Below are 21,132 nucleotides of genomic sequence, written 5' to 3'. Positions count from 1 at the left end.
TTAACCTTTTGTGTTAAAAATATCTCCCAATCTATTTCATCAGGAGAATGCGTATCAATAAGTCAGTTTGGCTGTGATTGGTAACGTTACCGGAAACGTTACCAAAATTGTAAAATAAACCTCGTCATCTGTCAATGAGAAAATTGAAATCGCTTTAATTTTAGTAACCAACTGCCCACCTTACACATATGATAAGTAATGGGAGGTGCATTATTTTATGAAAGTTAGAAGTGTCTTAATCTCACTCTTCGGACTTTGGTTAATAGGTGCTCCTTGGTTTTTCGGCTACACTGAATCCGTTGCGGCTCTGTGGGCTAGTATTTTGATAGGGTTCATCCAAATCGCAGCTGCCTTTTGGTCCTTGCGTAGATCAACGGGAGATTCACTCCCCAATCTCATTACTCTGCTTACTGGCTTGTTTATGGCCATTACGCCTTTCATTCAACGGATCATCGACCACAAACAATTATGGATCGGCGCAGCCTTAGGTGTGTTAACCATTTTACTCAGCTTCGCTAATTTGAGTACGAGAAAGCAAGAATAGCCTTATCGAACAAATCTTTGAACCTCATAAGCAAAATGATGCATAGTATCATCCAAACTGTAAATACTTTACATAAATCATTTTGCCGAGGTGGAACTATGATACGTAATTTCCTTACACTTCTCAAAGACTATTTCCTTCCAAATCAGTTGGATAATCCGTTTCATTATTACGATGAATACGGTCACTACTCCTACTCCAAAATAGCGGAGCTGGATTACGAACCGATCAACGATGATCCTGACTACAAAAAGTTTCAGTAAGCTCTAAAAGACAGCAAAACGGTCCTCTCCCGTTTCCGGGGAAAGGACCGTTTTTTTCTTATCTTATATCAAGGCCGTTTATAAAATCGCACGCAGGTCGGTTGAGGAATCGAAATCGATTGTCCTGTCGGTGTCAGCTTGCCGCTATCTTGATCAACCTTAAATACGTGAACCGAATCGGAATCTTTATTTGCAGCCAGCAAGCAGCGACCGCTTGGCGTTAAGCTGAAGTGGCGAGGATGCTTTCCGCCTGTGGAAATATGCTGAATTAGGCTCAGCTTGCCACTGCTTTTATCGATGGCAAACACAACCATACTGTCATGTCCCCGGTTAGAGCCGTATAAGAATGAGCCGCAGGCGGAAATCTGTACTTCCGCAGTGCTGCTTGATCCGTTAACATCTTCCGGCAAAGTGGATACCGTTTGGATTTCCTGCAGTTTCCCAGCTTGCCCGTTGTAAGCAAATACCGTAACCGTGGAATTCAACTCGTTAATGACATAGGCATAGGGCAAGGACGGATGGAAGGCAAAATGGCGCGGCCCGGAACCCGGAGTCAGCTTCACATCATCATGAGGGACGAACTTACCCTGCTCACGATCCAAACGGTATACCTTAATCGTATCCATCCCCAAATCCGGGACGATGACGAACTGATCCGTCGGATCGGTATAGATGGAATGTGGGTGAGCACTATCCTGCCGCTGAGGCACTACACTCGATCCTTCATGCCTCACCTTGTCCGATAAAGGACCGATTTCTCCGTTCGGCTGAACAGGGAACAGATTAATGGTTCCTTCAGAATAACTGACGGTCATCGCGAACTGCTCCGCATGGTCAAGATTAATATGTGTCCCCGATTTATCCAAGCTCGGCTGCTGTCCAGCCAGGGACAAAGCTCCCGATTCAGCATCAATCCGGTAGGTTAGCACGGCACCGCTGTCCTGCCCCTCATCCGCTTGAGTGTAAGAATACAGAAGACCTTTGGACTGGCTTACGGCTAAAAAGGTAGGGTTAATTAGTCCCGAAGCGGTATCTACGCTTGATAGCTCTCCTGTCTGCTCATCCAGAACATATACGTGAATCCCTGGCGATTGTTTATCCGCATAAGAACCGAAGTAAGTAATCCATTTGGTGTTTTCCATGAAAGCATCTCCTAATCTATTGGCGGTTTCCACTCTATTGTAACCCAATTGTTCCCTTTATTTCCACGCTTCCATTAGATCAAGGAGACATGCGCACCGCCACCGATTTCAACGATATCACCATCGACACTAATCCATACGGACTTGGCTGACGGATTATATACAAAATCGCTTGAAGCAGAGAATTGAAGCTGGCGGAACGCTTTGAAATAATCGACAATCTCGATATTCGTCGCATACCAGATATCATCTTTATTGCTGATATAACTGCAGAAGTTCTCGATCAAATCCCAGTTATTATCATTATCAAATTCATAGCTATGCCCCCATACATACATCATGTACAGGTACTGCTTTTTATGTAATTCCACGAAAGCTTCGGCCAGGTTCATTAAATTTCTGTTATGATGGCAGGTCGGTTTCCACTCCATCCAATCGTCAGGCAGCCCGAAGCCTCCGGTCGTTTCTACCACTCTTGCATATTCGATGCCAAGGTAAGGCAGCGTTTCTTTGATTTGACGGTTAAAAGAGCCGTTAGGGTAAGACAAGCCGCGAACCGTATACCCTACGATGCTTTCAAGTGCTTTACGATCCTCCAGTACCTCTTCGAGGAGCTGCTCTCTCGGAGATCTAACAATGGTCGGATGCGTGACGGTATGCGTGGACACCTCTTGTCCTTTATACAGCTCAGCTGCCTCTTCTTGCGTAATTCTATCGCCTGTACCCATCAAACCGGAGTTAATATGAAAGGCTCCCTTGATTCCATTGTCGTTAAATATTTTAACAAGTCTGCGGTCCGCTGCTCTCCCGTCATCATAGCTCATTGTCAGCACTTTAAATTTCCCTTGCGGATAGGTCATTAATATTTTGGGCATTCCAGTAACAGCCTCCTGAACAATGTCATATTTTACAATGATTCTATGATTCTAGTTTATCACTGATGGCTTGACGTGGAAATGCTTTTAGTGAGACATCCAATCTATCAATCATTCCGAGCTGTGCGGTTGTATCCAATCTGGATGCTGCATTGGAATTGAAAAATTCTTGGACATGACTATCACTCTCCGTTCAGTCTACCGATAAATAACAGCTTCTTGGCCTCTACCTCTTCGTTTATCCCATCCAAAAGACGCCGTATATCATCCAATGTATGCTGCAATGACACCCATTCACCTGTGATTTGGGTGAACCGTTCCGTCGCAAAAAATGGCTGCGTTAGAAACGCTTCCAACCGCTCTCCTAATCGATAGACTTGCGTTTCTGTTTCCGTAACTACCTTCTCTCCACGAATAGCAACCAGTGCACGTATTTCCCGATAACGTCGAAGCACTTTACGAGCTCGCTGCTGAATAGCGAGATGCGTCGCTTCCAATAAAGCCCCCTCCATCATGGTAGATGTGGAAAAAACGGGATCGACTGCCGGATACAATCCCCGTGTCGAAAGCTCCAGGTCAAATTTCAAGTAGGTTTCCAATGGTCCATAAGGTACCTCCTCATCCACGGCTTCAAACAAAATGTCCACCAATGCTGTAGTAACGGGCCTTACCCCAAGCTGCTCCAATCGCTCCCGTAAAGAAAACAATTCTCCTGAAACCACTACCGTTCGATCTGCACAAAGAAAGACGTCACATTCATTATTAAGGGCCGCTATTTGCCGGTACACCGCATCCATTTCTGTAAAAGTATAATCTGCCGCATTTTGCACATGTTGAATACCTTGGACTTCATTTTCCGGCTTCCAAAAAATCGTTACATAGCCGCGGCGTTTCAATCGGTAGCATAGCTCAGTAAGCATAACCAGCTGCCCGCTTCCTTGGCGCCCAACAAGACCTACAGTACCTCCTCTAACGATTGGCGCGAATAAATCAACCACCTTGATTCCAGTTTCAATCATTGCCGTCCCACCTCCGCGAATGATTAACTCGTCAAGACTGCAACCAGCAAGGGATGCGAGGATAACTAAGGTTTTGACCTCTGCCTTTCCTACGGGAGTTTTCCCTGTACACAGATTGGAAACCGTTGCCGGCCGTAGTCCGGCTGTTCTTGCTGCCGTTGTGAGATTAGGAACCCGTCGACGAAGCAACGGAACATTGAGCTGTAAATCATCGTACATTGAATCACCTCCAATATTTACTTTTAACAGTAATTTATTTTACTCTGTAATGCAATAAGTTTTTTCCTGTTTTAACCATATTTTCTAAAACCTAATAAAAATAGGGCTGCCATAACGGCTGCCCCCAATCCAAGTTAAAACTTATATTAAGCCATGTTATTGTTTTTCGTTTATAAGCCATTTCACAGCATCTAAAAAATTCGATGCAACGAAATCCGGCGGCGCCTGATCATACCACTTGTAGCGATGAGTAATCATAGAAGCTTTGCTCCAGCCGGTCATAACAAGGAACTTCACTGAGTGGAGTTTGTATGAATCAAAAGATAGAGGATGACTGTTCAATAAATAAACCCGCATTTAGGTCATTAGTCTAATTCAGAGGGGATATGTTTGTGGTGTTCTTGGTGTACGACTTCATTAAAAATATTATCTTCTTGACCTTGTTGCTTTTGAGGTTTTGTCAACTGTAAGGATGCTGCAAATTTTTCAAATTCCCCTACCGTCAAGGGCTTTGCATGCTTCATCCATTCATAGCCAATTTGTCCGCTCATTTCGATGGTAGCGGTCTTGATATCGCTGAAAGAAGTAATGCCTTTTTCCCTTAATTTAGCTTCCAATTGATCAACGGACAAGCGCAGCTTCTTCAGATTTGCAGGCACAATTTGCCCGTCTTGAATAACCACAGTCGCTTTACCCATAAACCATTTCTCAACCCAGTCGAATTTAATGGAAAGAAATTGAATGGTGAGCAGAAGCGAAACAAAAATGCATAAAGTAATGATGGTTTGCCATACCCCTTGACCGTGTATAGCATGTCCGATCATGGAGGCCATTGCCAAGAGGGTAATGATTTCGAGTCCAGTCATCTCTCCCACCGTTTTTTTGCCTAAGACCCTCAGCAAGCAGAAGCCGGTAAACAATACGACTAACGCTTCCCACATAAAATTGAAGTTCATATGTTCCTCCTTTAGCCATCATATGTTTACATGCAACTCCCCCATATTAACAGTCCTCTCCTTGTTTTATTCCTTTTAAACCTAATGTCCATTTATGTTATAAGGATTAGCTTTTAAAAACTCAAGAATTTCATCATTCACCAGACCAGGCTGTTCTCTTGCCATATGCGGTCTATGACTGCCGCCTTTAACAACAAGATTACGTGAGCCCTTAACCAGAGAGCTTAAATATTTTATTTTCTCTGCACCAACAAACGGATCATTCTCTCCTGTAATGAAGAACGAGGGACTACTTATGCTGCTTAGCTGTTCCTTCGTTAACTGAGGATAAAGACGCCAGTCCATAGCTGCTTGACGCATGTGTTCCTGCCAATTTCCTCTGTGAGCATCCTGGTGCCGTTCAATCATTTGGTTGATAGTATCTTGCTTGTCATTCGCAATAAGCCATTCCGGTTCAAACTTTTCCACTCCCGTCGGGTCCGCAAATCCGCTAGTGCCAATCGTTGTTAGCGTAGCTACCTTCTCTGGATGATGAACGGCACAATACAATCCAACATTCGCTCCCAGACTATAGCCGATAAAATGAGCTTTTTGAATATTTAGCGCTTTTATGAAATCTATCGTATCCTCTACAAGCTGCGGTGTACTCCACTCAAGACTCTCACACCTAGTTCTGCCATGTCCTCTGAAATCCGGATAGTAGCAAGTATAGTTTTTTTGAAAATCAAGTAATTGGCTTGCAAAAGCTAATATGCCTTTGTAATAGCCGCTATGTAAGAATAGTATGGTTTCACCGACACCCATCTTTTCATAAAACACTTCTAAATCATTAACTTGTATGTACGGCATAAAAAAGAACCTCCTAAACTCTTTTTACACTTCTAACAAACAGAAACACTCGTTCTCATTATATAACCATATATTGGATATGTCATCCAATCAATATCTTCAGGATCGGATTTACATGCCGAATTGCTAACCTATCATTTATAGCATTCAGGGAAGCTTAAAATGAAAAACCCGTGCTAAGCACGGGCCTTGATTTACCAGCATCACACTATGGCATTATGCAGCAGCTGGTTCCGCATCCACTCATTTTGTACCAGCCCGTCGCCTTCCGCTATCAAGCCCTCATACAACCTAGCCCTATATTGGATCAACAGCTCCTTGCAGTCCGGATCATCAATCCGGTTCGTCAATTCATAGGGGTCCTGCTCCAGGTCATACAGCTCATCCACATCCGTCGTGTTCCAGATGTACTTCCATCGCTTTGTACGCAGCATTCTTTGGGTATACAGTCCGAACTGCTGCCCGTTATAAGTGGAGACAATGTCCTCCCTCCAATCTGGAACCTCCTCTCCTTTGAATAAAGGGACAAGCGAGCGTCCATGGAAAAAGGAAGGAACCGGAATGTCCAGCAGCTCCAATAGAGTCGGCGGTAAATCCAGCAGATTGCTTACGAAGGAGTCACACTGGGCTCCGCCTTGCTGTATGATCCGAGGATATCTCACAATGCACGGAACCTTGACGACATCGTCATATAAAATATAATGCTTATCCATCATCCGATGGGAGCCGCACATGTCCCCGTGATCTGCTGTGAACACGACGATAGTATCCTCGGCCGCGCCCGATTCCTCCAGTGTCTGAAGCACTTGGCCGATAGCATCGTCCGCTTGGCTGATAACGCCGTAATACCTGGCAACGATCGGCGCCCAGTCCTCCCATGTAAAAGCGTCCACCTGCCAGCTAAGCAGCTGCTGTTTTTGAATGTACGGCTTGTTGTGGAACGTCTCCTTGAAGCCTCCCCACTGAGGAATGGCTTCAGGCGCATACATAGAAGCAAATGGCTCCGACGGCCGGCAGGGAAGATGCGGCTCCGTAAAGTTCAGCTGCATATACCAGGGAGATTCCGTCTCTCCCGAGGTCAGCTCCTTCAAGTGATGACACGCTTGAGCCGATAGCCAGTGCGTCTGGGAATCCTCCACCGGAATCGGATTTCGCTCTCCGGCATATCCTGCGTGAAACTGCACTTCAGGGTACTTCTCCTCCACCATCTTTTTGTAAGAAGCGAAGCTGACGAAGGTATCATAGCCATAATCCAGAGGGGTGTGCTCAGGATGAACATCCCATTTGCCTAATAACACATTTCGATAGGACCGCTGCTTAAGCTCCCGTGGCCATGCGTACTCCGTTGGGGCAAGCGCGGGAACGGGCAGGCCGTTTTTGAAGTTCCACAGCGCACCGAACGTTTCCGGCCTCCTGCCGTTGATATACGCCTGCCTGGCAGGACAGCAAGTAGGAATGGGTGTAAATGCCTTCTCGAACCGGATTCCTTCCGAAGCAAGCCGATCGATATTCGGTGTCTTAATAAGGCGTGAGCCATGGTGTCCCACGCAGTCGAAGCGCAGCTGATCCAGCATAATCACTAACAGGTTGGGCATCTTCATGGCACTTTGATCCCGTAATTATTTTCTTTGGTCCAGTTGTTATCGTTCATCTTCTTCTTGGCTCCGTCCACCATCAGCTTCTTCAGCTCGCCCAAATATTTATCCAGGGTACTCGATCCCTCCAGATACAGCTGGCCCAGCTTCTGATTATATTCCGTTACGTTCTTATCCACCTCGCCGGCATAAATGTTGAGCTGCATCCGCTCGCCGACAAACTGGAAGCCCTTCAGCTTATCCGGAAGTGCGGCATTGGCAATGACCGGCGTGCGGTACAAGCTTTCCGCCAGCAGTCCCTGCACCTTCGGGGAGGTCGTATAGGCGAGAAAATCGACGGCAGCCTCCATTTTTTCCGGAGCAATGGTTTTGGGAATCGCCATATTCCCCGCAGGCACGCCCCCCGATCTCCATCAGCTTGCCTATGGCATTCGGATGATTCTCCTTGGTCAAATACGGCAACGGAAAAGCCGCCATCTCGAATTTGCGTGCGCTCGTCTCGAATAGAGCCTTGCTCTGTCCCGACGTCCGCATGACCATAGCGGCTTTGCCGCGCAGGAACAGATCTCCCGCCGTTTCAAAATCCAGCCCGTTATACCCTTTGGGCCAATATTTGCTCCAATTTTTGACGATGGGGAAGACATCCTTGAACGGAGCTTTTTCAATATCGATGATGCCCTGATCTACACCTCTCACGTATTCATTCACTTCGATAAAGCCGCTTTTGTCTATATCCAGCTTATCGTACGAGCCGGCCAACAGCTCCTCCGTCAAGATGCGGATCGTCCAGTTGTAGTTATAGTCGCCCGGCTTGGAGTTAGGGAATGCGAAAGGCACGACATTGATCTTCAGAAGCTTCTCCTGCGCATCGAGGAACTCGTTCCAAGTCTTCGGCACATTCGTAATGCCTGCCTGGGCAAATAAATCCTTGTTGTACAAAACGCGAACCGAGTTGACATAATTCGGAACGCTTGCATATGTTTTATCGTCCCCGATCAGCTGCTGAAGGATCGTTGGAGGGAACAGCTTCTCCCAGGTCTGATCCCCGGAATAGGCCGTTTTCTGCTTGTAATAAGGCGTCAGATCGACCAACAGCCCTTTTTTCAAATCTTCTTGATCCCAAATATAGCGGGTTGTGAAAATATCCGGGGCTGTCTTACCGATCAACTGGGTCGTCACCCAAGTCCGGTGCTGCTCCACTCCGGCAAAGCTTTGCATTTGCAGGTTCACTTTCACCCCGGGATGCGAGTCCGTGTAAGTCTTTGCAATGCTTTCCCATGATTTGCGCTCCGCTTCATCCCCGTCGCTCTCCAGCATAACCATCACGTTCAAATCGATTGTCTTGCCGCCACCACTTGGAGCCCCGCCTCCGGGAGCCGCCGTATCGGTAGCCGTACAGGCATTAAGCAGCAGCATGCTGGAGCTCATGGCAATGAGTGGAATCGTCCACCTTTTGCGAGCATTCATAGTCATCACCTCATTAGATCAAACTTATCAGGAGCTACCCTTTCACTGCACCTGCCGTAATACCGGATACGAACGTCCTCGTGGCAAACAGAAATAGCAGCAGCAAGGGAACCGACGCTATAATATACCCTGCAAACTGCATACCCTGCACTTGATCCATCGGACCGTGAACACTTCCGAGTGCTAAAATAATCGGTTTGACTTTGTCCCCCGAGGTTACGACCAGAGGCCAGACATAATTGTTCCAGCCGAGCAGCGCGTTGATAACAGCTACAGTGGATACAATCGGTATCGACAAGGGAAGCGCGATTTGCCCAAAAATCCTCATATCCCCAGCCCCGTCCACCTCAGCCACTTCGAGCACACTGCTCGATAACCCTTCAAAAAACGTTCGGATCAGCATCGTCGCCATAGCGGAAGCCCCAGCCATCGGACCGAAGATTTGCGCCCAATACGTGTTGATCAGACCCAGATTTTTGAACAGGATAAACTGAGGGATCAGGATGAGAAAGGAAGGCACCATCATCAGCATAATAATCAAGTAGTACAGCACGCTCTTGCCAAAAAAAGAAAACCGGGCGAACGCATACCCCGCCAAAGTCGAATTGACCAGAACGCAGATAATGATGCCCGAAGTAATCAGAAGCGAATTCCATAAAAAGGGCCACAGCTGAACGAACGCTTGAGCGTAATTGTTCAAGTGCAGCGGGAATGACGGAGACCAGAATTGATGGATCATCTGATCGCGGTATTTCAGTGAAGAGATGACCAGCATATAAAACGGAACGAGCGTCAAAAGCAGCAGCAGTGTCAGAACCGAGTAGTTCGCTGCAGCACCTAGCCTTCTCATGGTTCATCCCCCTATTCGGTCTGATCTGCCGGCTTGATAAAACGGTTTGCCGCGAGAGTGCATCCCAGCAAAATGACAAAGACGACAACTCCAACGGCGGATGCATAGCCGAGCTCGTTATACTCAAAGCCTTTTTTGTACAAATACAGCGCAGGGGTCAACGTGGAGAACCCCGGCCCGCCGTTGGTCAAGACGAGCACATTCTCAAAGCTTTGAAACTGCTGAATGAACGCAAGAATAAGTACCACTCGGATCTGATTGCGAACCAGAGGAAGCTCGATATGCCATAACCGCCGCCAGCCGTTCATCCCATCCATGCTGCCCACTTCAAACAACTCCGTAGGAATCGCGATGAGCCCCGCCAGATAAATCAGGAAAAAGATGCCGGATACCCAAGGGAAGCCGATAAACACAATGGACCACAGTGCCGTCCCGCTCTCTCCGAGCCAAGCGTGAATCAGCTGCCCGAGACCAACTGCATCAAGAAGACGGTCCAATAAACCGTCGCTTACATAAATCCATTTCCATAATAAAAAGACGATAATCTGCGGCACCACCATTGGCAGCACAAACATGAATTTGTAAAGAGACCGCGCGCCCGCTTGCTTGATGCGGAATACACCGATGGCAGCGAGCAGCGGAAACGTCAGCTGTATGAAGAGAAAGCTTCCGGTGAACAATACGATGTTTTGCAGCGAGACGTAAAAAGTAGGATCATGGAACAATCGGTTGAAATTATCCCAGCCTATAAACCGGTTCACATTAGCGCCGTTCCATTCGTAGAACGATTGAAGGAAAGCATGGACGAACGGCGTATATTTGAACAGCCCGATCGAAACCAGAATAGGAGCCAGGAATAAATAGGCTTTCATATGCTTCCTAAGCCGCCCTGTTCTGAAGCCCCCTGGACGGGTCTTCGCGGGATGATCCATGATAGGCATCCGGTTTGCCATTCGTCCAACCTCCTTACCCTAGAGCGGGCACCTCAACTACAGCTCCTCCCGATTGATGGGAGCGGATCGCCGCCTCTATAATTTCCTGCGCTGCCAGAGCTTCGGCACCCGAGCCTTCGATATCTTCCGGAGAAGCCTGCTCCTTCAGCTGCTCGATGAACCGGTTAATCCGGTTGCCGAACGTATCGTTGAAACCCTGCATTCCCCTCATGATCGAGTTTTGCATCACCAGCTTTTCGCTGCTTTGACGCGGATAATAGACGATGCTTTCATATACGTTGTCGATGACGAACCTGCCTTCGGTTCCTGCTGCCTCGCACCATTCAATCGGGTGCAGCATGGACATATCGTAGCTCCCCGTCAAATGGCCGACCGCACCGTTAGCAAACTCCATATTCACGCTGGCCGTCGACCAGGTCACACGTCCCGGAGCTTTGGTCATAAAGGACTGTACCCGTTTCACATCCCCGAAAAAGTACCGCATCACATCGATAGAATGCGGATGCAGCGCCCTCATATGGAACCACTCGGTGAAATCCGCCTTGTTATCGATCGTGAGCCGCATGTTCAAGAATAAGGGCATGCCGAGCATTTGGCGCCCGATCCATTCTTTCCCTTTGGCGGCTGCCGGTGTGAAGCGATGGTTCAGGTTGCAGCCGAAGCGAACGCCCTTGTCGGCCGCTGCCCTCACCATCGCGCGGGCTTCCTCAATGTTGTTCGAGATGGGCTTCTCGACAAGCACATCCTTGCCCGCTTCGATCGCAACCATCACCGGTTCATAGTGATGGCTGCCCTTCTCTTCTCCTCCGGTCGCTACGCAGACCATATCGATCTCCTCGATCTCGAGCATACGTCGGAGATCGGTATAAGCTTTTACGCCATAAGCGAATGCAGCTTCCCGCGCCCTGTCTTCCATGATGTCGCAAACCGCGACAAGCTCGGTATCCGGATGCTGATGGTAATAACGGCAGTGAATCTTGCCGATATTATTGACCCCGACTACAGCAATTCGTATCATTGCGGCTGCCTCCTATACGGTTTCTCAGATCTACTTCCTCTTGTTCGCCTGAAGCGAGCGGGCCGTAAGCGAGCTGCCTATATGCAGCGTGTCGTAGGCTTGCTGGGAGGAGGTGAACGGAGCGTCCCCTTTGCCGTGCCACGCTAGGTTCGTGTACATAGGATTCGTGCGGCCGGTCTCCTCCTCACGGCGCGCAATATGCGCCTCCATCCTTGCGGTCAGCAGCTCTACGATTTCCGGCTCCTGCTCTGCCACATTATGATTTTCTGACGGGTCTTCAATCAAATTGTACAGCTCGACCTCCGGCTTAAAGTGAAAGTCCGGCTCCAGCGCGCGAATGAGCTTCCAATGAGGGGTACGCCAGCCGTGCTTGCGCATCCATGTGCATTCCGTAATGTACAGCTCGCTGATTCTGCGCTCAGGTTGACCGCTGATGAAAGGCAGCAGGCTTTGACCATCCGCTTCCAATGGTTCATCAATGTCCAGCAGCTCCAGAATCGTCGGCATAATATCTTGAATTACGCTGACCTCAGCAACTCGCTTTCCGGCAGGCACCTTCCCGGGATATTTGATAATCAGAGGCACGACCAACGTACAATCATACAGTCCATGATGGTCAAAGTAGCAATCATGCTCGTATAAAGTCTCTCCATGGTCGGAGGTGACAACGATCAGCGTTTCCTCGGTCAGGCCTAAAGCATCGACAGCCTGAAGGATGTTCTGAATGCTGGCATCCATATAGGCGACGGCTCCATCGTATTGAGCACTCACATATTCATGGTCCGTCACCCCTTCCGGAATCCAAGACTTCAAGAAATCCGCAAACGGCTTGAAATCATACACCGGCTCCATGGAATGATTGTCCGGGTCACGCTCATCGCCTCCATAAAAAATTCGTTCATACGGCTGCGGCGGCAAATAAGGGGAGTGAGGGTCCATATGCCGGAGGAACAGGAAGAATGGCTTGTCGTCCTGCGCCAGACGATTCAGTTCAGGGATGGCTACCGCGTTCAAATTGTCCGCTTTCGGGCATCGGCCCGTTTCATCAGGCATCCATGCCTCATAGTCCAAATACTTATCGAATCCGCGTGAGGATGGATTGCCCGTAAAGCCCACGCAGGTCGTGTTGTAGCCTTGCTCGCTAAGCACTTCGGCCAACGTCCGGCCTTCCAGCGGCCCCTTATGACGGAGGGCGACCACGTCGGTGCCGAAGCAGTCCCGGCCGGTAAGCATAGCCGCATACGCCGGTGTCGTAGGAATGCTCGGGCTGAAGTGCTGCTCGAACAAGACCCCTTCGCCCGCAAGCTTATCGAGATGCGGTGTCGTTAATCGGGAATAACCATAAGTACTCATTCTATCTCTTCTCAGACTATCGATGCCGAGAAGGATCAAATTCGGCTTTTTGGGGGATATAGACATGATTTGCACGCTCCTTCAAATCCGTTGAGATTGGGTTAAGGGGGCCTGTAATTATCGGGCGCCCAGCTGCTTAAGACAAGCATTGAGATAGCCGTAGGTTTCCGCCGCAATGATAGAGACCTGTGCCAACGAATGCTCCGGCTTGGCTCCTATCACTTCCAGGACTACCGGACCGTCGTATTGATTGTCAACCATTGCCTTGCAGTAGGCGAACAGGTTAATGTCTCCGCGTCCGCACGCCTGCAGCTCGATAGGTCCCGGACCCTGCTCGCGTCCTCGGCAATCCCGAATATGCACGTGCTTCACCTTGCTGATCACAGCCGGCAGCGCATCCTCCGGATTTTCATTCGCGCGGTAAATATGGCTCGGGTCCATATCAATGCCGAATGCCGAGGAAGATACTTCGGACATCGCTCTCAGCGTAGTTGGCGTATCATGAATTGCCTGACCGATATGTGCCTTCACGCACAATGTGACCCCCAGCGCAGCTGCCTTCTCCGACATCCGCTGGAGCTGGTCTATCGAGCGCTGCACATCTTCTTCGACACCCGTTTTGCCCCCGGGACCAATATTGACGATAGAGATACCGATTTCCGCCGCAGCTTCGAATGCTGTCAGCAGTCTCTGCTCTTCCTTCACGCTGCCGAATTCCATCGACAGAAAGCTTAATCCATTATCTTGAACGATAGAACGCAGCTCTGCGGCTTGATCCTTCCAGCGGGTCAGATCCAGATGCTCGCACATCCCTTGGATGGCCGAAATTTCTACGCCGTCATAACCGCTAAGCGCAATGTGCCGTGCTGCATCAGCAAAAGTAAACTCTTTAAACAATACCGAATTGACGCCTAGCTTTATCATATCGATCACACGCTCCCTTTTTTATCCATATATGAATTTTGGAATGAAATACGGTTTAACCATTGCCCATATTCATATTGATTCCGAATGACAGTACACCTTATTTCATGGTCAGCGGATCACCGTGGAAGGCCGGCAGCGGATGAGGCCGGACGACTGCGCCGCCTTGTTCATACGACTCCATCACCGCATACGTATATTCCAGCACAGCCAGCGCATCCCGGCCGGAGGCACGGACATGCTCCCGAGGAACACCATTCGTAATATCTTCAAGGAAGGCATGTAGCCTATTATTGAAGGTACTGTTAAACTCCGTTACACCGGATGACGTGACCTCCGGCTGCGGATGGGATCCGATGGCCGGAACGCCTTTTTGCGCGCGCCAGTAGGATACCTTTTCCACGCAGTTTTCAATGCAGAAGGTTCCTTTCGTACCGCCGACCTCCATTGTCCACCAGCCGCCAAGCCCATAGGTCGCATCCCCTCTTTGACTAAGCAGATAACCTGCAGCTCCGCTTGCGAACTTCACGTGAATGCTGTTGATAGATACCGTGATATCCCCGGCGCTTTTGCGGAAGCCCGCCTGATTGGAGAACGTCTGGATATGAGTGATATCCCCGCAGTAATAGCGCATAACACTGAAAGGATGAGTTAAGAACGCTTTCATATGAAAATAAGGTTGGCCTTTATCTTTGGGAGATTTCGGGGCCGAATACAGCTCTTCCCCGCCGTTGAAGCCCATTTTGGCCAGACAGTAGACGGTTTCGCCGATATCTCCGGAGTCCATATACTGTCTCGCCCGTTCAGCAGGAGCGGAGAAATAATGATTCAGGTTGCAGCCAAGCGTCACCTTCTTCTCGGCAGCGAAGCGTACCAGCTCTCTACCTTCACGAATATCGTTCGCCAGCGGCTTCTCAATCAGTACATGCTTTCCGGCAGCAATAGCCTGCATAGCCGGCTCGAAATGCCAGCTTCCGTTATCGATCCCACCGGTCGTCACATCGACGATATCTAATTCCGGCTCCTGCTGCAGCATGTCCTCCAGACTGTAGTAAGCCCGGACACCATATTTCTCAGCCGCTTTATCGGCCCTTTCCTTGACTACGTCACAGACTGCAACAACCTCACCCAATGGATCAGAGGCATAGCATTCCGCATGCCGCATTCCAATTCCATTCATTCCGACTATTCCGATTTTCAGTGCCATTGTTTGCGCCCCTCCACTTGCTCCGTCACCTTCAATCAACAAGCGGGGACTGCACCACCTTTCCTGGTTTAGTATACGAAACTTTTTTCTGCGAGCCTTTTGCCGTGTATCTGAATTCCCGGTTCTGAGGTGTTACAGCTGTCTCCATCATATTCCACAGTTTAGGCCGCAGCATTGCCGATTGCGACATCCTTAGAGTCGATTGCGTCATGGCTGCCTGCGATACGGCAGTTTATCCGCCATGCGTTGAAGCGGCATTCTCCAAAGCATCATAACGCTCTCTCTGCGGATTTCGAATCCACTCTCCCCACGTTAAGCCTACCTCACCAAGAATCGTTTCGATTCTCCGGCGGAACGGCAGCTGCGCTTCCTGAATTTGTCTCAGCATCGGGTCCGGTCTCTCGGCCAATTTAGTCCTCACATGTTGATTCAGCTTCATTTCCAGTTCCTCAGCCAATTCCGGTTCGGTATCCGCTATATTGACCAGCTCTTTCGGATCGTGAAGCAGATCATATAACTCCGTTACCGGACGTTGAAAAAGCCCCGGATCATAGTAACGAATCAGCTTATATCTCTCCGTTCGGATAGCCCTTGCCGCCTGCCATGCGCATTCGCTCAAAAATACTTCCTCCAGCGTCCCATCCGTCTCTCCTTGAATGGAAGACCACAAGCTTCTGCCGTCGATCCCGTCCGGTGTCGCCATCGCAGCTTTATTCCGTTCGGATGTTGCGGCTTTTGCCGCCGCCTCCAATACTGTGGGCACCAGATCCGCATGCTGAACAAAGCCGCTAACCCGTGCCCCTTCCGGAATATTTCCCGGCCACCGCATGATGATGGGAACATGAACCGTTGGCTCATACAGCCCGCAATGATCCCAATAAATATCATGCTCGGTCAAGCTTTCTCCGTGATCGCCGAACAGAACGAGCAGCGTTTCTTCTTTGATCCCCAAGTGCTCCAAGGTGTCATCCAGCTCTCGAAGCAAATCGTCCAGGTAGCGGATTTCGGCGTCGTACAACGCATTCATATATTCCGCATCGGTCACCGGGCCCAGCAGCTTGTAATGATGATGCTTGAAAAAAGGATACGCCGGATGCTCGTAAGCCGAAATCATGCCCGAGCCATCCTTCCGGTAAGGGTCCTTGTTCTTGTCGTAAAATGGTTCGATATATTTCTCAGGAGGCAAATAAGGCGTATGAGCATCCCAATAATGGAGGAACAGAAAGAAATCCTCTTCTTTATGCTCGCAAATCCAGGGCAGCGCCAGATCGTTGACAGTACGCCCGTCAATCCATCGCTTGGGCCCGGAGCTGTTCAAGTAGTATTGGTACCCGCGGGCAAACCACTCCTTCAAGTTATATAAATTGTCTATGGCACAGGTTGCGAACCCTGCAGCCTTCAGCATGGAAGGCAGCCATTTCACGCTCTTGTGCAAGTAGGCCAGATCAGAGCCGTGAGATACAATGCCGGTTGTCAAACCTACCTTTCCGGTAAAAATAGCCGTATGCGCTACTTCCGTAGGGATATCCGCAGCATAAGCTCGCTCCATCAGCACGCCTTCCGAGGCGATCCGATCGAGATGCGGACTTGTCGGCTTAGGATAGCCGTAGCAGCCAAGACGGTCCGCTCGCAGCGTATCAAGAGAAATCATGATGATTTTCATCGGATGATCCTCTCCTCTTCGTTCGCCTTGTCTTCGCTAAGCTGCTCCTTCCCGGCGGCAATGGCGGGCTGCACGATCCATTCTTCGGCAGTCCAGCGGTTTCTCCGCAGCCATTCCAGAAGCTGTTCTGTATTCGCTTCTACCGAATGCTTCTCCGTATCGATGATGAGATCCGCTTGTTCGGGTATCTCATATGCATCCGAAATGCCTGTGAATTGCGGGATCTCCTGCCTTCTTGCCTTGGCGTACAGTCCCTTCACATCCCGTGCTTCGCATTGCTCAAGAGAGCAGTTCACATACACCTCGACATAGCCGCTGACATGGCTCCGCAAGTAATCGCGCATTTCCTTATAGGGCGTGATGGCCGAGACGAGGACCGTTATGCCGTGCCCGGACAGCAAATTTGCAATATAAGCCATGCGCCGAATATTTTCGAGCCGGTCGCTCCGGCTGAAGCCCAAGCCTTTCCCAATGGCTGCGCGGACGGCATCGCCATCCAGCAGCTCGACGGGGCGGCCGATCTCCTTCAGCCTTGCGCATACGTGCTGCGCCGTAGTCGTTTTGCCAGAGCCTGAGAGACCTGTGAACCAAAGTACACTACCGCTGGAGCTTTCCATGTACTCTCCTCCTAAAAGTTTTCGTTAGAAAACTTGCTTCGTAAGCTTTCACTTAGTTTTCGTTAGAAAACTCTGAATTTGTTGAGAAACCCAATCTAGAAGGTGGTTGTATGCTCCGGTGGGGTATCCCCTTCCGGCCGCTGTTGTTATCGGGAAATTTTTCATACAATTTATAGCGGTGATTTCCCGATAACAAAGGCGGACGCATTCGCTCCTACAGGGGACACCCCACCTCCAGCCTTCAACTTTTCTTAGTAAGGACTTCTCACACCCTGACGAGTTTTTTCTAAAACTCCCTGTAAGCAACTGCACAAAGTTCTAACGAAAACTAACTTCTTTTCTCCTTCAGTTTACTTCGCTCCAGAGGAGGCTTCATTGTGCATTACGCCAATCGCATGGTCGATGCGGCCGTAATTCAGCAATCGGCTAGCCCTTTACAGAACCGGCGGTCATGCCGGCGACGATCTTTTTGTTGAAGAAAATAAACAGGATTAACGGAGGGATGGAGATCAGCACCACATCGGCAAACAGCAGATTCCAGGACGTGATGTACATACTCATAAAGTTGTACAGCGTAAGCTGAACGGTCGCATTCTCCGAGCCGGGCAAGAAATAGAGCGGATTGACGAAATCGTTGAACACGCTGACGGATTGAATAATGATGATGGTCGAGGATACGGGCTTTAATAAAGGAAAAATGATATGAGTGAACAGTTTGAGGCCCCCGCACCCGTCAATGAACGCACTTTCATCGATATCCCGGGGAATCGTGGCTGTAAAGGCTTTATACAAAATGGCACAAAACGGAAAGTGCAGAGCGATTTCGACCAAGGTAAGCCCCGGCAGCGTCTTGAACAGCCCCACCGAATTGAGCACCCAAATCGTAGGTACGACGGCAGGAGGGATCATTAGGCCAGCCAGAACTAGGAAATTGAGTGTCGCCGCACCTCTCCCCCTCTCCCTCCTCTGAAGCACGAAGCCTGCCAACGAGCTGACAATAACCAGCCCAGCGATAGACAGAACGGTCAGGAGCGTACTGTTGTAAAACGCCCGAACCAGCATATGGTCCGCTGCCTGCAGCACCGATTTATAGTTCTCGATAATATGGAAGGAATCGGGCCATGCCATGCTCATATCCGCCGCTTTGGTCGGAGATTTGAAGGAGTTAATAATGACGAAGTAGAAAGGCACCCAGAATATAACGGTGGATAGAACCAGCATGAAGATGCTGACGACCGTCTTTTGCGCAACGCGGTTCACAGGTCCACCTCTCTTCTGTTCAAGAACATATAGAGCGGAAATGCCAGAACCGAAATGGCAATGAACAGAATGACATTGCCTGCAGTCGCCAATCCATAGAAACCGGCCTGATACTGCTTATAAATAATCGAGGCGATAAGGTCGGTCGAAAAGCCGGGCCCTCCCTTCGTCATGGCCCAAATCAGGTCAAATGTCCGTAGGCCGCCTATGAACGCCAGGATGATAACGGAGTTCATGGCGGGTCTGCTGAGCGGCAAAGTAATATGCCAAAAGCCCTTGAATGAGCTTCCTCCGTCTATTTTCAAGGCCTCGTAATAATGCTGGGGAATGGACATGATGCCGGCAATGTAAATGACCGTCGCAATGCCGACGCCTTTCCAGACGTCAACGAGCGCAACGGACAGCAGAGCAATGCTGGTATTGCCCAGCCAATCGGGACCGTTGATGCCCATGGCAGCCAGCGCGGTGTTGATAACTCCTTGTGTCGGATGCATCATCGTACTGAAGGCAATACCGACGGCAATCGTACTGAGCAGGGTCGGGAAAAACACCATCGACCGGAAGTAATCCTTAAACCAGATTCGCGACGTCAGCAGCGTGGCAAGCAGCAGCGCGAGAATGACCTTCAAGCCGCAGGTTACGACAGCGAAGATTAGCGTATTTTTGAAACCGATCTTAAGCGATGATTCGTCAAAAAACATGATGTAATTGTCAAAGCCTATAAACTGCCATTTGGTCAGCGTCCAACGGGTCAAGCTGAAGAAGAGCGACATGATGGTCGGAAGCAGGTAAAACACGAAGTAAATGATTCCGGCAGGAAGCAGAAACAAATAGGAATACATTTTCTTTTGGGTAAGCGTCATCTGAATCCTTTCCTTTCATGTGGATAAAATCGGCCCTGCAGCGTTATGCAGGGCCGGATATAGACTTCCTGTTTGGGGTGTAGTTAGAACCCTCACCAGCCAGCAATACAGGGCAGATCAGCTCTTACCATCCTGGAAGATTAAGCTGCTGCGCCTGCTTCTTGACATCCTTATCGTAGTCGGCAGCTCCTTCGGCTGCTGTCTTTTGCCCGGTTCCGACTTCGATCAATATGCTTTCAAGGTTAGGGCCTTTGACAGGCGAGATGAACTCCAGCGCCGGCAGTGTTTTGCCGTTATCAAAGTAAGTCTGCATATCCTTAACCGCCTGATACGCGTCGTCCGGAACCTGAATGCCCTTGACGACAAAAGGTCCGTTCGCCTTGCTTTTGGACATATAGGCTTTTTGACCTTCCGGGGAAATCAGGAATTCGACGAACTTTTTGGCGGCGTCGATATTTTTGCTCTTTTTATTAATGTAATAAGAACTTGGCATCCATACGGTGAATCCGTTTAAGCTTGCATTATCGCTAGGAATCGGGAACACGCCGATATCTTGGACTTTATCCGGAAAGTTTTGAGCCAGGGCATCGATAGCACTGGTCAGCATCGGGTACTGAACCCCACTGCCTTCCGCAAGCATTTTAAGCCCCGTATCATAGGTGGTAGCTAGAAAATCCTTGTTGTAGTATCCTTTTTTGAACACCTCGCTGGTCATTTCAAACCCTCGAAGCGCCGCTGGCGTCGTAGCATATTTGGTTTTGTTCGCCGTATAATCCTTGGCAAAGGTCGGCACCTGCGATTGGACGTTATACTGATTGGCAAGCACGAACAGCTGCGACGTCCAGGTCGTTTTATACGATCCGATGATAGCGGTTTTTCCTGCGGCTTTGATTTTATCGCTGTTGGCTATGAAATCCGCCCATGTTTTGGGGACAGAGAGCCCTAGCTCTGCGTACACCTTTTTGTTGTACAGGATGCCGCCGACATTGGAGGAACCGCCGGGCACGCCGAATACTTTGCCGCCGGAGCTGATCGTTTCCTTGTACGAATCCAGCAGATTCGCCATGTATGGCTCCTTCGACAGATCAACGAAATTCTCTTCCGGATTCAGGGCTTGCAGCAGCGACCCCGAGTTATAGAACAAAATATCGGCCATTTCTCCCGTTGCCAATCGCGTCTTGACCAGGTTGTCCCCTTCGGTGCCGTCCGGCTTGATGTCAAATTTGATTTTGATGTTTAGCTTTTTTTCTGCTTCCGCTGCAACCGCTTGGGTGGCAGGATATGCCGTGCCGGTCGATCCGATGAGGAGGGTCAAGGTAGTCGGTTCATTCGTCTTGCCTGCTGAGGGTGCTGTGGAAGGTGTGCTGCCAGGGGCTGAGCTGCCTCCTCCTGACGGTTGACTGGAAGTGCTGCATCCCGCTGCAAGAACTGAAATCAGTGCTGCATAGGAAACAACAGTAAACAGTTGGGCTCGTTTCATCTTTCGTTCCTCCCT

21 protein-coding genes are annotated in these 21,132 nt (G+C 49.4%); 2 read left to right on the top strand and 19 right to left on the bottom strand.

The window, feature by feature from the left end:
• The first annotated feature begins 217 nt into the window (after positions 1–217).
• Together QMA13_RS06455 and QMA13_RS06450 are read left to right on the top strand one after the other, a co-directional pair.
• The gene (locus tag QMA13_RS06455) at positions 218–544 is read left to right on the top strand and encodes an SPW repeat domain-containing protein (protein WP_282940324.1); all 327 of its coding nucleotides are present in this window, start codon (positions 218–220) and stop codon (positions 542–544) included.
• Positions 545–642: 98 nt separating this feature from the next.
• Positions 643–807, top strand: coding sequence for a hypothetical protein (locus tag QMA13_RS06450; RefSeq protein ID WP_282940323.1), 165 nt, complete (start codon positions 643–645; stop codon positions 805–807).
• Positions 808–875: 68 nt separating this feature from the next.
• Here the strand turns inward: QMA13_RS06450 and QMA13_RS06445 are convergent, their stop codons facing one another.
• The 19 genes from QMA13_RS06445 to QMA13_RS06355 all read right to left on the bottom strand — a co-directional run bounded on the left by QMA13_RS06445 (position 876) and on the right by QMA13_RS06355 (position 21,117).
• Entirely contained in the window at positions 876–1,949 is a 1,074-nt protein-coding gene (locus tag QMA13_RS06445) for a lactonase family protein (protein WP_282940322.1), read from the bottom strand.
• A 74-nt stretch (positions 1,950–2,023) separates the two neighbouring features.
• Positions 2,024–2,824, bottom strand: a complete 801-nt coding sequence (locus QMA13_RS06440; protein WP_282940320.1) for a polysaccharide deacetylase family protein — start codon at positions 2,822–2,824, stop codon at positions 2,024–2,026.
• A gap of 182 nt (positions 2,825–3,006) precedes the next feature.
• Positions 3,007–4,062: an ATP synthase beta subunit C-terminal domain-containing protein gene (locus QMA13_RS06435; protein WP_282940319.1), complete on the bottom strand. Its 1,056-nt coding sequence runs from the start codon at positions 4,060–4,062 to the stop codon at positions 3,007–3,009.
• A 365-nt stretch (positions 4,063–4,427) separates the two neighbouring features.
• On the bottom strand, positions 4,428–5,018 hold the full coding sequence (locus tag QMA13_RS06430) for a DUF421 domain-containing protein (protein WP_282940317.1): 591 nt from the start codon (positions 5,016–5,018) through the stop codon (positions 4,428–4,430).
• 81 nt (positions 5,019–5,099) lie between these two features.
• Positions 5,100–5,867: an alpha/beta fold hydrolase gene (locus QMA13_RS06425; RefSeq protein ID WP_282940315.1), complete on the bottom strand. Its 768-nt coding sequence runs from the start codon at positions 5,865–5,867 to the stop codon at positions 5,100–5,102.
• 203 nt (positions 5,868–6,070) lie between these two features.
• Positions 6,071–7,468 (bottom strand): sulfatase family protein, encoded by a 1,398-nt coding sequence (locus tag QMA13_RS06420; protein ID WP_282940314.1) that lies wholly within the window; start codon positions 7,466–7,468, stop codon positions 6,071–6,073.
• The gene (locus QMA13_RS06415; protein ID WP_282940313.1) at positions 7,465–7,743 is read right to left on the bottom strand and encodes a hypothetical protein; all 279 of its coding nucleotides are present in this window, start codon (positions 7,741–7,743) and stop codon (positions 7,465–7,467) included. Before QMA13_RS06415 ends, QMA13_RS06420 begins: the two co-directional genes overlap by 4 nt.
• Positions 7,700–8,929, bottom strand: coding sequence for an ABC transporter substrate-binding protein (locus QMA13_RS06410; RefSeq protein ID WP_282940311.1), 1,230 nt, complete (start codon positions 8,927–8,929; stop codon positions 7,700–7,702). The genes QMA13_RS06415 and QMA13_RS06410 overlap by 44 nt, the downstream gene beginning before the upstream one ends.
• Before the next feature lie 34 nt (positions 8,930–8,963).
• Entirely contained in the window at positions 8,964–9,779 is an 816-nt protein-coding gene (locus QMA13_RS06405; RefSeq protein ID WP_282940309.1) for a carbohydrate ABC transporter permease, read from the bottom strand.
• Between the two features lie 11 nt (positions 9,780–9,790).
• Positions 9,791–10,732, bottom strand: a complete 942-nt coding sequence (locus QMA13_RS06400; RefSeq protein ID WP_282940308.1) for a carbohydrate ABC transporter permease — start codon at positions 10,730–10,732, stop codon at positions 9,791–9,793.
• Positions 10,733–10,745: 13 nt separating this feature from the next.
• A complete protein-coding gene (locus tag QMA13_RS06395; RefSeq protein WP_282940307.1) occupies positions 10,746–11,750 on the bottom strand; it encodes a Gfo/Idh/MocA family protein in 1,005 nt (334 codons plus the stop codon).
• Positions 11,751–11,780: 30 nt separating this feature from the next.
• On the bottom strand, positions 11,781–13,169 hold the full coding sequence (locus tag QMA13_RS06390) for a sulfatase family protein (protein WP_282940305.1): 1,389 nt from the start codon (positions 13,167–13,169) through the stop codon (positions 11,781–11,783).
• Positions 13,170–13,220: 51 nt separating this feature from the next.
• A complete protein-coding gene (locus QMA13_RS06385) occupies positions 13,221–14,027 on the bottom strand; it encodes a sugar phosphate isomerase/epimerase family protein (RefSeq protein WP_282943285.1) in 807 nt (268 codons plus the stop codon).
• Positions 14,028–14,127: 100 nt separating this feature from the next.
• The gene (locus QMA13_RS06380; protein ID WP_282940303.1) at positions 14,128–15,234 is read right to left on the bottom strand and encodes a Gfo/Idh/MocA family protein; all 1,107 of its coding nucleotides are present in this window, start codon (positions 15,232–15,234) and stop codon (positions 14,128–14,130) included.
• A gap of 232 nt (positions 15,235–15,466) precedes the next feature.
• On the bottom strand, positions 15,467–16,897 hold the full coding sequence (locus QMA13_RS06375; protein ID WP_282940301.1) for a sulfatase family protein: 1,431 nt from the start codon (positions 16,895–16,897) through the stop codon (positions 15,467–15,469).
• Positions 16,894–17,514 (bottom strand): adenylyl-sulfate kinase, encoded by a 621-nt coding sequence (gene cysC, locus QMA13_RS06370; RefSeq protein WP_349254195.1) that lies wholly within the window; start codon positions 17,512–17,514, stop codon positions 16,894–16,896. Before cysC ends, QMA13_RS06375 begins: the two co-directional genes overlap by 4 nt.
• A 426-nt stretch (positions 17,515–17,940) precedes the next feature.
• Positions 17,941–18,774 (bottom strand): carbohydrate ABC transporter permease, encoded by an 834-nt coding sequence (locus QMA13_RS06365; RefSeq protein WP_481858136.1) that lies wholly within the window; start codon positions 18,772–18,774, stop codon positions 17,941–17,943.
• Complete coding sequence (locus QMA13_RS06360; RefSeq protein ID WP_282940299.1) at positions 18,771–19,637, bottom strand: carbohydrate ABC transporter permease; 867 nt, start codon at positions 19,635–19,637, stop codon at positions 18,771–18,773. The genes QMA13_RS06365 and QMA13_RS06360 overlap by 4 nt, the downstream gene beginning before the upstream one ends.
• A 124-nt stretch (positions 19,638–19,761) precedes the next feature.
• Positions 19,762–21,117 (bottom strand): ABC transporter substrate-binding protein, encoded by a 1,356-nt coding sequence (locus tag QMA13_RS06355; protein WP_282940298.1) that lies wholly within the window; start codon positions 21,115–21,117, stop codon positions 19,762–19,764.
• Between the last annotated feature and the right edge of the window lie 15 nt (positions 21,118–21,132).

It is taken from the genome of Paenibacillus sp. RC67 (genome assembly GCF_030020805.1).
GTDB lineage: Bacteria > Bacillota > Bacilli > Paenibacillales > NBRC-103111 > Paenibacillus_S.
This window is presented reverse-complemented; position numbering and strand designations above follow the sequence as displayed.

Bases quoted from the DNA above. Each gene is read 5' to 3' on its own strand.
- QMA13_RS06455 (WP_282940324.1), top strand. From the start codon at position 218: ATGAAAGTTAGAAGTGTCTTAATCTCACTCTTCGGACTTTGGTTAATA.
- QMA13_RS06450 (WP_282940323.1), top strand. From the start codon at position 643: ATGATACGTAATTTCCTTACACTTCTCAAAGACTATTTCCTTCCAAAT.
- QMA13_RS06445 (WP_282940322.1), bottom strand. From the start codon at position 1,949: ATGGAAAACACCAAATGGATTACTTACTTCGGTTCTTATGCGGATAAA.
- QMA13_RS06440 (WP_282940320.1), bottom strand. From the start codon at position 2,824: ATGCCCAAAATATTAATGACCTATCCGCAAGGGAAATTTAAAGTGCTG.
- QMA13_RS06435 (WP_282940319.1), bottom strand. From the start codon at position 4,062: ATGTACGATGATTTACAGCTCAATGTTCCGTTGCTTCGTCGACGGGTT.
- QMA13_RS06430 (WP_282940317.1), bottom strand. From the start codon at position 5,018: ATGAACTTCAATTTTATGTGGGAAGCGTTAGTCGTATTGTTTACCGGC.
- QMA13_RS06425 (WP_282940315.1), bottom strand. From the start codon at position 5,867: ATGCCGTACATACAAGTTAATGATTTAGAAGTGTTTTATGAAAAGATG.
- QMA13_RS06420 (WP_282940314.1), bottom strand. From the start codon at position 7,468: ATGAAGATGCCCAACCTGTTAGTGATTATGCTGGATCAGCTGCGCTTC.
- QMA13_RS06410 (WP_282940311.1), bottom strand. From the start codon at position 8,929: ATGAATGCTCGCAAAAGGTGGACGATTCCACTCATTGCCATGAGCTCC.
- QMA13_RS06405 (WP_282940309.1), bottom strand. From the start codon at position 9,779: ATGAGAAGGCTAGGTGCTGCAGCGAACTACTCGGTTCTGACACTGCTG.
- QMA13_RS06400 (WP_282940308.1), bottom strand. From the start codon at position 10,732: ATGGCAAACCGGATGCCTATCATGGATCATCCCGCGAAGACCCGTCCA.
- QMA13_RS06395 (WP_282940307.1), bottom strand. From the start codon at position 11,750: ATGATACGAATTGCTGTAGTCGGGGTCAATAATATCGGCAAGATTCAC.
- QMA13_RS06390 (WP_282940305.1), bottom strand. From the start codon at position 13,169: ATGTCTATATCCCCCAAAAAGCCGAATTTGATCCTTCTCGGCATCGAT.
- QMA13_RS06385 (WP_282943285.1), bottom strand. From the start codon at position 14,027: ATGATAAAGCTAGGCGTCAATTCGGTATTGTTTAAAGAGTTTACTTTT.
- QMA13_RS06380 (WP_282940303.1), bottom strand. From the start codon at position 15,234: ATGGCACTGAAAATCGGAATAGTCGGAATGAATGGAATTGGAATGCGG.
- QMA13_RS06375 (WP_282940301.1), bottom strand. From the start codon at position 16,897: ATGAAAATCATCATGATTTCTCTTGATACGCTGCGAGCGGACCGTCTT.
- cysC (WP_349254195.1), bottom strand. From the start codon at position 17,514: ATGGAAAGCTCCAGCGGTAGTGTACTTTGGTTCACAGGTCTCTCAGGC.
- QMA13_RS06360 (WP_282940299.1), bottom strand. From the start codon at position 19,637: ATGACGCTTACCCAAAAGAAAATGTATTCCTATTTGTTTCTGCTTCCT.
- QMA13_RS06355 (WP_282940298.1), bottom strand. From the start codon at position 21,117: ATGAAACGAGCCCAACTGTTTACTGTTGTTTCCTATGCAGCACTGATT.